This window comes from Marinobacterium iners DSM 11526, assembly GCF_900107855.1.
Taxonomy (GTDB): Bacteria; Pseudomonadota; Gammaproteobacteria; order Pseudomonadales; family Balneatricaceae; genus Marinobacterium; species Marinobacterium iners.
The window spans coordinates 26049-39615 of record NZ_FNRJ01000016.1; the positions used below are offsets into that span (position 1 = coordinate 26049).

At 56.8% G+C, this 13567-nt stretch carries 13 protein-coding genes; 5 read left to right on the forward strand and 8 right to left on the reverse strand.

Features of this window, described 5'->3' with window-relative positions; genetic code table 11:
- Positions 1-30 precede the first annotated feature (30 nt).
- On the forward strand, positions 31-744 hold the full coding sequence (locus tag BLV48_RS14870) for a hypothetical protein (protein WP_091827583.1): 714 nt from the start codon (positions 31-33) through the stop codon (positions 742-744).
- Positions 741-2834, forward strand: a complete 2094-nt coding sequence (locus BLV48_RS14875; protein ID WP_091827584.1) for a tRNA(Met) cytidine acetyltransferase TmcA — start codon at positions 741-743, stop codon at positions 2832-2834. Before BLV48_RS14870 ends, BLV48_RS14875 begins: the two co-directional genes overlap by 4 nt.
- Here BLV48_RS14875 and BLV48_RS14880 read toward each other — a convergent pair.
- The gene (locus tag BLV48_RS14880) at positions 2804-4222 is read right to left on the reverse strand and encodes a methyltransferase (RefSeq protein ID WP_091827585.1); all 1419 of its coding nucleotides are present in this window, start codon (positions 4220-4222) and stop codon (positions 2804-2806) included. The two genes, BLV48_RS14875 and BLV48_RS14880, sit on opposite strands and share 31 nt — an antisense overlap.
- Positions 4223-4324: 102 nt before the next feature.
- On the opposite strand from BLV48_RS14880, the gene BLV48_RS14885 reads away from it, so the two are divergent.
- On the forward strand, positions 4325-4861 hold the full coding sequence (locus BLV48_RS14885) for a hypothetical protein (protein WP_091827586.1): 537 nt from the start codon (positions 4325-4327) through the stop codon (positions 4859-4861).
- A 73-nt stretch (positions 4862-4934) separates the two neighbouring features.
- Here BLV48_RS14885 and BLV48_RS14890 read toward each other — a convergent pair whose 3' ends face one another.
- The 4 genes from BLV48_RS14890 to BLV48_RS14905 all read right to left on the reverse strand — a co-directional run bounded on the left by BLV48_RS14890 (position 4935) and on the right by BLV48_RS14905 (position 8620).
- Entirely contained in the window at positions 4935-6335 is a 1401-nt protein-coding gene (locus BLV48_RS14890) for a sigma 54-interacting transcriptional regulator (protein ID WP_091827587.1), read from the reverse strand.
- Between the two features lie 3 nt (positions 6336-6338).
- On the reverse strand, positions 6339-6839 hold the full coding sequence (locus tag BLV48_RS14895) for a hypothetical protein (protein ID WP_091827588.1): 501 nt from the start codon (positions 6837-6839) through the stop codon (positions 6339-6341).
- 3 nt (positions 6840-6842) lie between these two features.
- Positions 6843-8249, reverse strand: coding sequence for a HAMP domain-containing sensor histidine kinase (locus BLV48_RS14900; RefSeq protein WP_175527694.1), 1407 nt, complete (start codon positions 8247-8249; stop codon positions 6843-6845).
- A gap of 164 nt (positions 8250-8413) precedes the next feature.
- Positions 8414-8620 (reverse strand): dodecin, encoded by a 207-nt coding sequence (locus BLV48_RS14905; RefSeq protein WP_091827590.1) that lies wholly within the window; start codon positions 8618-8620, stop codon positions 8414-8416.
- Positions 8621-8766: 146 nt separating this feature from the next.
- Between BLV48_RS14905 and BLV48_RS14910 the strand changes: the two genes are divergently transcribed.
- The gene (locus BLV48_RS14910; RefSeq protein ID WP_139253935.1) at positions 8767-9762 is read left to right on the forward strand and encodes a hypothetical protein; all 996 of its coding nucleotides are present in this window, start codon (positions 8767-8769) and stop codon (positions 9760-9762) included.
- On the opposite strand, the gene BLV48_RS14915 is transcribed toward BLV48_RS14910, so the two are convergent.
- Both BLV48_RS14915 and olsF read right to left on the reverse strand, forming a co-directional pair.
- Positions 9763-10239, reverse strand: a complete 477-nt coding sequence (locus BLV48_RS14915) for a J domain-containing protein (protein ID WP_091827592.1) — start codon at positions 10237-10239, stop codon at positions 9763-9765.
- Positions 10240-10298: 59 nt separating this feature from the next.
- Positions 10299-12029 carry a bifunctional ornithine lipid synthase OlsF gene (gene olsF, locus BLV48_RS14920; RefSeq protein ID WP_091827593.1) on the reverse strand — a complete coding sequence of 577 codons (1731 nt, stop codon included), beginning with the start codon at positions 12027-12029 and terminating at the stop codon, positions 10299-10301.
- Between the two features lie 91 nt (positions 12030-12120).
- Here olsF and dinB point away from each other — a divergent pair, with 91 nt between their 5' ends.
- Positions 12121-13200 (forward strand): DNA polymerase IV, encoded by a 1080-nt coding sequence (gene dinB, locus BLV48_RS14925; protein WP_091827594.1) that lies wholly within the window; start codon positions 12121-12123, stop codon positions 13198-13200.
- Here dinB and BLV48_RS14930 read toward each other — a convergent pair whose 3' ends face one another.
- A complete protein-coding gene (locus BLV48_RS14930; RefSeq protein ID WP_091827595.1) occupies positions 13201-13542 on the reverse strand; it encodes a HopJ type III effector protein in 342 nt (113 codons plus the stop codon). It abuts the gene before it with no gap.
- Positions 13543-13567: the final 25 nt, after the last annotated feature.

The following is a 13567-nucleotide window of genomic DNA, read 5'->3' on the forward strand; positions in this document are numbered from 1 at the left end:
ACAAATCGAGATGATCAAGGAACTCGGAACATGGACTCGATGTTCGTTCAGCAGCTTAGACGCAGCCGCCATCTTGTGGTGCTGTTGCTGCTGCTCAACATGCTGACACTGGCGCTGCTGGCCGGTGGTGAATACGGGGCAGGAGTGGTTGCACTGCAAATTGTGCTGCTGATTGGTACCGCTGCACTGCTGTTTATGCTGCGCAATCGCAGTATGACGGCTGCGGTAACGTACGCTCAGGAGCCGGTGCTGGCACTTGATCCCAACACCGGTATTGCCACCGAAAACTGGTTCCGGCACATGCTGGCGCTGGAGTGTCGGCGTGCAGTAAGGGAGTTTGCCCCTTTGACCGTGATGCGCATCAGCCTGGGCGAGCACACAAAGCGTAAGCACCTGCTGGAGGTGATTCGGGTGTTGAGCGAAGAGCTGTCTCGACCGGGCGATCTGATCGGCTGGGAAACCAACTCAGACCTGGGGGCCGTGCTGCCCTGTACCAATGAGCATGCCGAGCAACTGACCGAGCGTTGTTACCGCTACATTCGGGAAAATTCGTCCAACCCAGATCTGCCGGTTTGGCTGGTAGCCCAGACCTATCAGCCAAGAGGCGACCTTAATCTAAGCAAGGTCAGCCAACATCTGGAACAGAAAATGCAAGAAGCCAGGCAGGATGCACCGGGGGTGTTCTATGCTGCCGAAGCGGCTACAGACCCCGCAACTCCCAGCATGACCTATACTGACGGATGAACTCACAGCCGCTGCTGGAGCGGCTGCAGCGTCAGCTGAAACAGTCGCGTCAACGATTGCTGGTCTGGGTGCAGGGTGAACAGGCATGGTGTCACCGCCAGCTTGAAACTGCATTGTCGCCCCTGTGCTCTGGTCAGGGTGTGCTGCTGGGACAGCCACTGACTGCGGCTGCTCATGCCATTCCCTCCCTAAAAGCCGCTGAGCTGCACCGTGTTCTGGGTACAACGCTCGACTTTGCCGTTGTTGATGCGTACGCCGGTTTCAATCCCAATGCCTTTGGCCAGCTGTGTGGCACTGTCCGAGGGGGCGGCGTTCTGTTGCTGCTTACACCCGCAGCCGATCAGTGGCGCGGCTATGATGACCCCGAATATGCATCTCTGTGTGTGGAGCCCCATACCCCTGCTGACATGAAAGGTCACTTTCTGCAGTACCTGTGCAGCATTCTTGAGGGCAGCGATCAGTTGCTGTGCTGGAGTGTAGCCGGAGCCACTTGGCCTCGATTGCCTCAGACTGCAGATCCTGAGCCTGCAGAGCAGCCCTGTCTGAGTCTGGACCAGGCTGAAGCTGTAAAATGTGTGCTGGCGGTGGCTGAGCAGCGCCGTGCTGCACTGGTACTGACAGCCGACCGGGGTCGGGGCAAGAGTGCGGCTCTGGGAATAGCAGCTGCTCGTCTGTTGCAGCAGGGAAAGCGAGTCATACTGACAGCCCCTTCTCGTGCCGCGACAAGTGCCGTGTTTGAACGGGTGCAGGCGCTTGCGCCTGATTGTATGTCGCAGCTGCTGTTTGCCAGCCCTGACGATTTGTTGCATCAGCCAGTGCAGGCTGACTTGCTGCTGGTTGATGAAGCCGCCGCCATTCCAACCCCCGTATTGGTTGAACTGCTGAATTGTTGTCCGCGGATCGTATTCTCCACCACTTTGCATGGCTATGAGGGCAATGGCCAGGGTTTTGCGCTGCGTTTTCGGCATCACCTTGAGCTGTATCGGCCCACTACAGCAGAGTATCGACTTGAAACACCGATTCGCTGGGCCGGGCCTGACCCTCTGGAGCATCTTAGTAATCGAATGCTGTTGCTGGATGTGGATACACAGCCCCTTCCATCTCCGGATCAATCACTGCTGCTGGAAACCATTGATCAGGCGCAATTGAGTCAAGACCCGGCACTGCTGCGTGATTTGTTCGCTCTGCTGCTGCTGGCTCACTACCGAACGACGCCGGGAGATCTGCGGATTCTGCTCGACAGCCCCAACCTTCAGATCCATGTCCTGATGCAGCAGGGACAGCCGCTGGCCTGTGTGCTGGTGGCAGAAGAGGGGGAGCTGCCGGATGCGCTGGCACAGACGGTGTGGGAGGGGCGGCGCCGACCACGAGGCCATCTGTTGCCGCAAACCCTGATCGCGCAAGAGGGCTGGGGTGAGGTGGCCTCCTGGCGAGCCTGGCGTATTATGCGCATTGCTGTGCACCCTTTGTTGCAACAGCAGGGACTGGGGGCTCAGCTGCTGAATGAACTGGAATGTATGGCGGTCGCGGCCGGGGTTGACTATCTGGGTGCAAGTTTCGCGGCTTCAGAATCTTTGTTGGCCTTTTGGCATCACTGTGGCTATCGGCCGGTACGTCTGGGCGAGCAACGTGATCCGGTTGCCGGTACCCATGCACTGCTGGTGGTCCGGCCTGTCAGCGATCAGGTGAGGCAGTGGCTGCCCAGGGCGCAACACTGGTATGGTCAGAGTGTCCTGCGGCGGCTGCCGGGAGCGCTGCAGGATCTTGAACCTGAGCGCCTGACGTTGCTGTTGGGCGGCCTCTGGCAACCGGATGCTGCCGACCTGGACACGCTGAAGCGCCTTAGGGGGTTTGCTCAGGATCAGAGAACGCTGGAGAGCAGCCTGCTGCCACTGAGCTGGCTGCTGGAGCAGACGTTGCCTCTATGGGGTCAGGCAGGCATTGGCTGTGATGATCAGCGTTTGTTGTGCGAACGTATTTTGCGCCAGCAGCCGGCAACGGCCGTTGCCGAACCCGCGGGCAAACGTGCCCAGCTGCAGCGGTTGCGCAATCTGTGTGATCAACTGCTGGCGTTGTTGCCCTCGGCCTGACTCGGGCGCTCAAGCACCACCATTAGACCGGTTAGCTGCCGCTGATGTTCCAGCCGCAGCGGAAAGGTTGCGCAGTACTTCACGTGAAGCCCGGCAACAGCTGCAGCCGCTTCAATATGAGACTGGCTGTGGCGGAAGCGCCCCGATGATTGGAGACTGACCGCCTGATCATCTTCGGCCGCTTCAACGGTAAAGGCAAATTGGCCACCCGCTCGCAGGGCTCTGGCGGCTGCCTGACAAACGGGTTGCAGGTCGCCAGTATAGATCAGTACATCGGTGGCGGTAATCAGATCGACCGGACCTGATTGTGCCAGCGCACTCTGCAGATCGCGGCATTCGAGTTGGTCATAGCACTTTTTGGCGGCAGCCAACTCAAGCATGCTGTGCGACAGGTCACAGCCATATAGCCGATGAATCGGCAGTACCGCTTTCAGGGCCTGTCCACACAGGCCTGTGCCACACCCCAAGTCCAGCATCTCAAGCTCTGCATTGTCGGGCTCAATCAGTTGTGTCAGCAGCTCGGCCAGCAGTTGGGGGGCGCGATATTCAAGCTGTTTTTGCAAACGATTTTCAAACTCTTCGGCGTGGGTATCGTACAGCACCTGCACATAACCCTTTGGTGCTTCGGCAGAACAGCGCCCGCCCGCTGCATTCAACATGTGCTGTGCATGAGCGTTATCAGGTTGCTGCTTAACCACTTCTTCGTATAACTGAACAGCCACCTCAGGGTCGCTTTCTTCGGCAATGTAATCCGCCAGCTCCAACAGCCGTGTCGGTGAGCAATCCTGCTGGCGCAACTGCGCCAACAGCCTGTCACTTTGTTGGCACAGGCAAAGGTTCAAGGCCCATTCAGATTCGGCTTCTATACTGAAGTCAGGTGATACCAACAGGGTTTGCAGCAGATTCAGAGCTTCAGGGCTTTTATGCTGGTGGCGCAGCGCTACTGCAAGGGTCAGCCGGGCATCGGTGTAGTGCATAAGTTGAGGCTGAACTGTGAAAAGCTGCTCAATTGTCTGCCAGCGGCCAAGCTGTTCCAGCAGGGCGAGTCGGTTGAGCTGGAATGCCGATTCGTCGGGGAGCAGGGTGATGGCGTGCTCTATTGCCCTGTACGCGTCTTCAGATCGGCCCCTTGCCTGCAATGCGAGTGAGAGATTGCTGAGAGCCTGGGCCTTAAAGCGCGCCTGTACGGGTAACTCGGTGGTACGTTGCAGTTCACGGCAGGCCGCAATGGCATTGCCGGACTTGAGCTGAATCAGTCCCAGCAGGTGGCGAGCGTTGAAGTCGTCGGGCTTGTGGGCAAGGTGCTGCTGGCAGATGGAACGGGCAGCGGCAAAAGCTTGCTGGTTCATTAATGCCAAGGCTTCATTGAGGCTGGGAAGAGAGGACATTAGAAACTCGTCTACAGAGAATAAAAGGCACAGCGATACTATAAAAATGGGCAATAAAATCCAACACCGGTCCGGAAGGACTTCTGAAGACCAGAGGTAGCCATGAAAAAACTGACCTTGATACTGTCAGCCTGCCTGATATCTATGCCGACTATGGCAGACAAGCCTTCCTGGGCAGGACCTGATGGGAAACCTCAGAAGGAGTGGCCCGAGCGGGTACATCAACCTCAGCAACGTGATGAACGTCGCTCTGATGACCGAGTTGACGGTTTTTTACCCCTGTCCGAGCGTGAGCGGCGCTTGCTGCGCGACCAGGTGCTGGAAGAGCGCTATGGTGTTCGTTCTGAACCGGGCAGGATGAAGTCCTTGCCACCGGGTTTGCAGAAAAAACTTGCCCGCGGGGGCGAGCTGCCGCCGGGGTGGCGTGACAAGGTGCGTCAGGGTGAAGTGCTGGACTCGGATCTCTATCGCAGAGGCGAGCGTCTGCCGCGGCATTATCTTGAGCGGCTCGGATACGATTCTGAAGCGGCCGAGTTGATTCTGTTGGGCGACAGCGTGGTGCGCGTTGTTCAGGGCCGCGGTACGGTACTGGATGTTATTGACTTGACCGACAAGGCGCTGGAGATGCTGGGCCGATAAACGGCGCATTCAAACACAAAAAACCGCGCCTACCAAAAGCAAGCGCGGTTTTTTTGTGCCGAGTTCGGCAGGATCAGCCGACTTTGCGCTGCTCGGTAGCCTGTTTCAGGGCTTCCTGTTGAGCAGCCAAAGCAGCCTTGGCATCAGCCTTGAACTGAGCCGCTTCCAGCTGGTGCTTGTTCAGCAGCTTGTAGAAGTCGGTCCGGTTGCGCTGGGCAATACGGGCAGCATGGGTGACATTGCCCTCCGTAATCTGCAGCACCTTGATCAGATAGCGTCGCTCAAAGTCAGCGCGCGCTTCATTGAACGAAGGAATGACACGCTCCTGATTGGTCAGTGCCTTGGATATCAACCCTTCGGGAATGATGGGAGAAGGGCTAAGGGCAACCACCTGCTCCATCACGTTTTCCAACTGACGGACGTTGCCTGGCCAAGCCGCTTGGGCAAGCAGATGAAGTGCACCGGGAGAGATGCCACGAACCTTGCGGTTGTGTTTATGAGCTGCCTGGGTAAGGAAATGACGAGCCAGCAGCGGGATGTCTTCGGGCCGCTCGCGCAGTGGCGGCAGTTCCAGGTTGACCACATTGAGACGGTAATAGAGATCCTCACGGAACTCTTGGCTCAGCATCGCGGCTTCGAGATCGCGGTGAGTCGCTGAGATGATACGTACGTCTACCGGCGTGCTCTGGGTCGAGCCAACCGGGCGGATGGTTCGATCCTGCAGTACGCGCAACAGTTTTACCTGCAGTGCTACCGGCATATCACCGATCTCATCCAGAAACAGGGTGCCGCCCTGTGCCGCACGGAACAAGCCTTCGTGTTGGTTAACCGCACCGGTGAACGCACCTTTGGTGTGGCCAAACAGTTCGGACTCCAGCAGTTGCTCGGGCAGAGCGCCACAATTGATGGCAATGAACGGTTGGTCCGCACGAGCGCTGGCCTGATGGATCGCACGGGCAACCAGCTCCTTGCCGCTCCCACTGGGGCCGGTTATCAGTACGCTTACATCAGAAGCCGCTACACGCTGAGCTTGATCCAGCAGCTGCTCCATACGTGCGCTGTGGCTGATGATACCCGCGCGCCAGCTTTGGTCACGGTGACGCTGAGACGTGTTAAGTGCCGCACGAACAGTATCAAGCAAATGGTCCTTGTCAATGGGTTTTGACAGGAAACCGAATACGCCTTTCTGAGTTGCTTCCACAGCCTCAGGGATGGATCCGTGGGCGGTGATAATGATCACGGGCAAGTCTGGCTGCTCCTGCTGGATGCAGGAGAAGAGCATCAGGCCATCCATGCCATCCATCCGCAGATCGGTAAGAACCAGGTCAAAGCTGTGCTGGCGAATCATCTCCAGGGCTTCTTCGCCGCTTTCGGCACAGCTGATGTCGTAGCCCGACGCCTGCAGGCGCATTTCAAGCAGGCGCAGCAGGGCGGTATCGTCATCGACCAGCAGGATACGGGGGGTTGACGTCATCTGTCAGTGCTCCTCACGCTGTCGCGTTATTTGTCGTTCCAAATCCGTCAGGGCATCGACCTGACGCTTGAGTTCCTGATTGTCCAGCTCCAGTTGTTCAAGCTGTTGCAGGGTATTCAGCTGCTGTTGCAGTTGGCGCAAACGCAGCTGCAGAAACTGATCGGCACCGCAGTCAACCTCGACAGGTTGCAGCTGTAGTGCTGTGAGCATTTCCAGAGCCCGGGCTACATGCTGTGGAGACTGTCCGGGTGTGCTCAGTAACAGAGGGTAGAGAGTTTTTGGCTGTCTTGCTTCTGCGTCGATCAGTAGCTGTTGTTTGTCGTTAAGTGTAGACGAAGTATAACGATGTTCATATTTTAACCAACCAAGCAGCTGATCGTTATCAATATGGCATTTCTGCGCCATGTTTGAAGTCGACTCGACGCCCGAGTCGGATGGCAGTGTTGGCAGGCAACCTGTCAGCAACAAAAGTGGAAGCAGCGCAGCTAAGGCTCGCGATAACATGGTTCAGGCATCCTCAGGCGGCAGCGTCAGGGTGAAGGCTACCCGTGCATTTTCATTTTCACTCAACACCAGCTTTGCTCCCAGCGCCCGGCTGGCCTGCTGTGCAATGCTCAGCCCAATACCTGAGCCTTTCAAGGGCCCGCGGCGACGATTTTTGCCCTGATAGAAGGGCTCGAACAGCATTGGAACATCCTCGTTCGGTATTAGAGGGCCGCTATTGGCAACTTTTAGTTCAAGTACGTTGCCATTGCGACAGGCTGAAATCGATAAAGTGCCCTGTTGGTCTGAATAATGCACGGCATTTGAGATCAGATTGGACAGAACTCGCTGTAACATCTGGGCATCGGTGTGGCAGCTCTCGAACTCGAAACGGGTACTGACCTGCAGCTGCTTTTGCTCGATTTGCAGCTTGAAAGGCCTCATTATACGCTGCACCAGCGGTGGTATCACCACATTCTCCAGCTGGACCTGTCCCGGTTGCTGCAGGCGGTTATAGTCGAGCAGTTGCTCGATGAGTTCCTGTAGCGTCAGGCTGTTCTGTTGCAGCAGTTGGATGATTTCGTGCTGGTCGGCAGTAAGCGGCCCGGCCAGCTCTTCTGCCAACAGATCTGCGCCTTCTCGCAGCGTTGTCAGGGGAGTCTTGAGCTCATGTGACACATGCTGCAGGAATCGTACCTTGTCCTGCTCCAGTGATTCGAGATGTTGCGCCAGCCAGTTCAGCTGGGTGTTAACCTGTGCCAGTTCTTCAGGACCGCTGAGATCAGCCTGCGGTGTGCGTTCACCCTCGCCGATGTTGCGAATATGGCGAATCAGCTGTTGTACCGGGCGGTTGATTCGCCCGCTGAAAAACAGAATCAGGGCCGTGGACGTGGCAATAAGCAGTACGGCAAACCAGCCGGTACGAAGCTGCTCCTGTTGTACGCGCTGCTCCAGCAATTCAAGCCTGTCATTGAAGCCGGCATCACTCGCCCTGATCAGCTGCTGAGTTTCATGCATCAGCTGCTCCAGGCGGCCACTGGCAAAACGGGGTGGTTGTTCGAGTGTGGACAGCCCTCGCAGCTCAGTCAGCAACTGGTGCAGATCGGATCGTGGCAGGGTGGGGGCCGCAGAACTGTCAGCCAGATCCAGCAAGGCGGCATAATCATTCAGATTCTGTTCCAGCCGCTGGCGTACCTCGGCACGGTTGACGATATCGTACTGCCGTGCAGCGCGAATGATATCTTCGGTCAGAGTGCGTAGCTGTTCATTACGCTGGCTGCTTTCCAGCATTTCTCTCGCCAGCAGGCGTGCCTGCGCTGACTGTGTCACCAGCGCATTGCCTGACTGGTACACCAGCACCGCCAATGGTACCGCTGCCAGAAAGAAGGCGAGCAGAACCAGCTGCTTGAGAGAATGGGTATGCCAGGGCAAAGTGGTCATCCTTCCAGGATAGGCTTGTTGCAGATAGGCAACGTTAGAGATTAACAGAGTGCATTATAAAGCAGACAGATATGAACCTTGGGTGAACGAAGGCAGACTCACTCGGACGCGGCAGGCGTGGGCAGCCTCCGAGTGAGCCGTGCATGGAAGGTCATTTATTCGAGCCTGAATCCTACCCGAATGACAACCTGGTAGTGGGCTATTTTGCCGTCTGCGATATGCCCGCGCATCTCTTTTACCTCATACCAGTTGAGGTGACCTATGGTCTCGGCTGCTTTGGCAACCGCATTGCGAATGGCATCATCGTGACTTTCGGCGGAAGAGCCTGCAATTTCGATAATCTTGTAGACATGATCCGACATAACGAATCTCCTTGCTGAAGTAGAGTGATGTCAGTGTAGGCCAAAATCCATAGCAGGCCAGATTATGGGATAGATCATATCGCCCCTGGCTGGAAGGTATTATTCTTAAGTTGATGATTTCGTTGTTGAGAACAAGGATGCACGCCGTGAGCGATATACTCAGACGACCCATGTTATTGCTGTTTAGCCTGCTGCTGACCGGCTGTGCAGGTGTGGCCAATCAGTCAGCCGAGCCTCGTACTTTCTTGCGAGGGATGCTGGTTCAGAATGCTGAAGGGTACTGGTTTGAGCCTTGTGGCCTGACAATGCGTCACCCGATTGCCTTGATGGGTGAACCACTGGAACGCGAGTATGCGCGTCAGAGCTTGGGTGATGGCTGGCCCGTATATGTCGAGGCATTTGGTCGTGTATCGATCAAGGGTGTAGAGCTGACCCAGCCGTTGCTGGTCGGCGGGTCGCTTAAAGCCTGTGATGTTGATCTGCCTGATATCAAGCTGTGGGCTGTTGCCATGCGTGGCAATACCGTTTTCGAGTTGCGTGAACGGCAGATTCGAGTGCATTACCGTGACAGTTTGCGCCAGCTGGGATTCAAGCGCCCTGAAGGTGAGCGACTCGGGGCCGTGCGGCGCTGGCAGCAGACGATGGCCACTGGTGGTGGTCGCAGCAGCCATCAGCTGCTGATGGAGGTCGAAAAACGCGATTGCGAAGGGCCTCGTGGAGGGTGGTATGCCTTGACCCTTTCAGCCGAGGTGGATGGTCTTTTTTACAATGGCTGTGCGCGTTTGGGTGATTTGCAGCAGTGGCGACTGTTTACCCGCTACCGAACTGCAGACACACTCCTGACGCGCCGGTTGAGCCTGCAACTGGATCCAGACGGTAACGCGCAGCTGCTTGAGGATTATCTGAATGAGCAGCCTGTGATCGAGTACAGCGGCCGCTGGCAGCAGGCCGACTCTGGAAGGCTGCAGCTGTGGCTGGATTCAGAGGAGGCTGCAGGCAGTGATTCGAAGCTGGTATTTCAGCTGGATCTGGAAGGGCGGCTGAAGCTCACTCACTTCCATCCTGCCTATGGTAGCGAGCTGGAACTGCTGCCCTCAGGAAAGCCCATGATGGAGCATCATGAGCTTGACTGGTGGCACTAGTCATTCCAACAGGCGGTCGCGGGCCTCGTTGATGCGCGCAGCCAGATAGGCACTGCCGTCCCGGTCCGGGTGCAGTTTCTGGATCAGGCGACGGTGGGCCTGAATGACATCATCGCGGTTGGCGTCCGGCTTGAGCCCAAGAATCTCCAGTGCCTCGTCACGGCTCATCTGTTTGTTGGGGCGGTTCGACCGCTGCTGTTTTTTCTGCTGGCGCTTGCGATTCAGAGTACCTGCCAGTGAGGGCAGGAAGCGTAGCAGCAGTGGCAGCAGTTTTTGCAGAAATGGCAGCACCAGTGCAATCAGGGCGCCGAGCCAGTGCATGCGTCCGGTGATCGCCATCGCCAGCAAGCCGATGGTGACGAAAATCAGAATCAGTTTGAGGGTGGCGCTGCCTCGCTTGTCGTCAGGCTGTCGCTGCCACCAGTACCAGCTACCCAGTATGATCAGGGCAAAAAGTACCAGTCCCAGTGGATGCATCCAGTTCTCCCGAAAAGGGTGTGGACTGATACTTTAACAAAACCCTGTCAAAATTACGCTCAGCGGTTGGCGGCGTCAGTTGTGCCGATATAGCGTTCGCGTTTGCGCAGCTTGACCTGTTCGGTATCCACCAGTACCAGCCCATCGATACAGTAGTTGAAGTCGGGATCGATGCCGAAGTCGAGAAAACTGACCCCGCCGGGCTCACAGAGTTCCGAATACTGTTTATAGAGCGTCGGCACGGTTACGCCAAGGAATTCCAGCTGCTGGCGCAGACGACTGAAATCTTCACGATAGTCGTTGCCACAGAAAATGTCCGCGATGGCATTTTCGGTATCCTTGTCGATCAGGTAGGGGCTGCGTGAGCGTGCCAGCCAGGCATGATCAGGGAAGTAGTGACGGTAGAACCAGACCAGCAGGTCACGCGCCCGTTTCGGATAGCTGTGGCTCAGGCTGACTGGGCCGAACAGGTAGCGAACGTTCGGATGACGACGCAGGTAGGCACCGATGCCGTACCAGAGATAGTCCAGTGAGCGCTTGCCCCAGTACCGTGGCTGAACGAAGCTGCGTCCCAGCTCGATACCGGCGGCAAAAATCGGTTCCATCTGTTCGCTGTAGTGGAACAGTGATTCGCTGTATAGCGGGTATCCGGACTCGTTGTGGCGCTGGTGGCCTTCGCCGATACGGTAGGCACCGGCAATCTCCAGATCGTCTTCGTCCCAAAGGATCAGGTGACGATAATGCTGGTCATAATGGTCAAGATCGCGCTTTTCGCCGGTCCCTTCACCCACGGTGCGAAAGGCAATTTCACGCAGACGCCCGATCTCCTGCATGACAACCGAATCGGGATGGTAGTCGAACAGGTAGATCTTCTTGCCATCCGCGGTTTCGCCCAGCAGCTCAGCCTGTTTCAACTCCAGTTTGAGCGCCTGTCGGTTCTGCGGGTGGGCGATGGTCTTTTCGGTCAGAAACAGTGGTGGCTTGTTGCGGGCGATACGATACAGGTGTTTTTTAAGCAGTTTGGCCTTGTCCCGGTTTGATACCGGCAGTGCATCCAGCTGACTGAAGGCGATCGGCTCGCCCACCCGCACAGGCAGTGTCACCGAGTGCTTGTTGAACATTTCACGCGCCAGCAACAGGGTCGACATGGAACGATTGATGTATGACAGGCTGTAGAACAACGTCGAATTCTTGCCGCCCAGATAGACAGGCAGAATAGGGGCATTGGCACGGCGAGCAAAGTGCAGGAAGCCACTGTTCCAGCGCCCATCCTTGATACCGGTCAGACCCGCACGGGATACTTCGCCGGCAGGAAAGACGATAATGGCCTCATCATTCTGCAGCGCTTCCACAATACGGTTGATGTTGTCTTTGCGGGTGTTGCCACCCAGATTATCGACTGGCAGGAACAGGTTGTGCAGTGCATCGAAGTGCATCAGTACATCGTTGGCGATGATGCGCACATCACGGCGTACCTCTCCTACCAATTTCAGCAGCGCCAGACCGTCGAGTGCCCCCAGTGGATGGTTGGCTACAATCACGACGCGGCCTGAAGAAGGGATGTTCATTCGCTCCTTGTGGCTGATGGCGTAACTGAAATTAAAGTAGTCCAGAACCTGATCCACAAACTCGAAGCCACGCACGCCGCGATGGGTTTCGAGGAAGTGGTTGATCTCCTGTTCACGCACCAGGCGGCGCAGGCAGAACAGGGTGGAGCGGCGCACGGGAGCCGGTTTTTCTGCAAAAGCGGGGTACTTGTTGACCAGTACCTGTTCGACATCGATCTGCATGTTGGGTCACCTCAGTTCACTGCCTGTACACTATGGCGGTGATCTGACACTGAAGTGACAGTCAGATGAATGCTGGATGACAGGTGGGCGAATGTCAGGCAATACACGCAAAATAATACATCTGGATTGCGACTGTTTTTTTGCCGCAGTTGAGATGCTGGATCATCCAGAGTGGTGTGAGGTTCCTCTTGCAGTGGGAGGGGCGGCCGAGAGGCGTGGAGTAATTGCAACCTGCAACTACCCCGCACGGCGCTTTGGTGTGCATTCCGCCATGTCGACTGCCCGTGCGCTGCAGCTTTGTCCCCAATTGAAACTGGTGTCCGGCAACATGGCGCGTTACCGCGAGGTAGCGGAGCGAATCTTTGATATCTATCGTCGTTACAGCGATACGATCGAGCCGGTTTCCATCGACGAAGCCTATCTGGATGTGACGGGCAGCCCACTGTTTGACGGCAGTGCGACGCGGATTGCGCAGGCCATTCGTCAGCAGGTGCGGGAAGAGACTGGTATTACCGTATCGGCCGGTGTGGCGCAGAACAAGTTTCTGGCCAAGGTGGCCAGCGACTGGAACAAGCCGGATGGTCTCTGTGTGGTCGATCCGATGCGACAGGCCGAATTTGTGGCGCAGCTGCCGGTGAAGAAAATTCCGGGTGTGGGGCCGCGGACGCAGGAGAAGCTATTGGGACTAGGGGTCGAGACTTGTGACCAGTTGCAACAGCTGTCACAGCAGCAACTGACCGAGCTGTTTGGACGCTTTGGTGAGCGCCTGTGGCAGCTGGCAAGAGGGCAGGATAACCGGGAAGTACGCCTGAGCCGCGAGCGCAAGTCAGTCAGTACTGAGCATACCTTCAGCCGTGATCTGCCTGACCTGGCAGCCTGTCAGGCCCAGCTGGATGAGTTGTTGGCCGATCTTGAGCGGCGTTATGAAAAGCACCGTGAGCAGCGGCGCATTATCGGCGCGGTTGCCAAGCTTAAGTTTAAGGACTTCAGCCAGACTACGGCCGAAACCCGCAGCAGTCGTCCCGACAAGGCGCTGTTCATGGCCCTGATTGAAGAGGCCTGGCAGCGGGGCCAGAAGCCGGTACGGCTGGTTGGAGTGGGGTATCGGCTTGATACGGCTGAAGGCGACGCGGAAGCGGTGCAGCTTCCGCTGTTTGACTCTGATGCCTGATCAGCCTTTGCGGCGCAGTGGTTCGCCTTCAAACTGAATGCCGGCCCAGCCGGATTGCATGAAATTGCGAATATTGCCGTGATCAGTGCCGTCAGGGGTGGCAAGGACATCGCGGTAGAAGCGGCCAAAACAGGCCAGTGTTTGAGCTTCATCCAGCTCCATCAGTTTGCCAAAGCCGAAGATCTTGCAGGAGCCCTCGTTCTGGCCCGCTTCGTTGAAGATTTCGCCGTTGTTGAAGGCGCAGGGCGCGTAGTCGAAATGCTCGCTGATCACCGCCATGGTGTCTTCAAAATCGATGCTGTCATCGGTGCCCAAACGGGCGGAAAAGGCTTCAGGTGTCATCGGCGTATCCTCAGGTTGACGATTC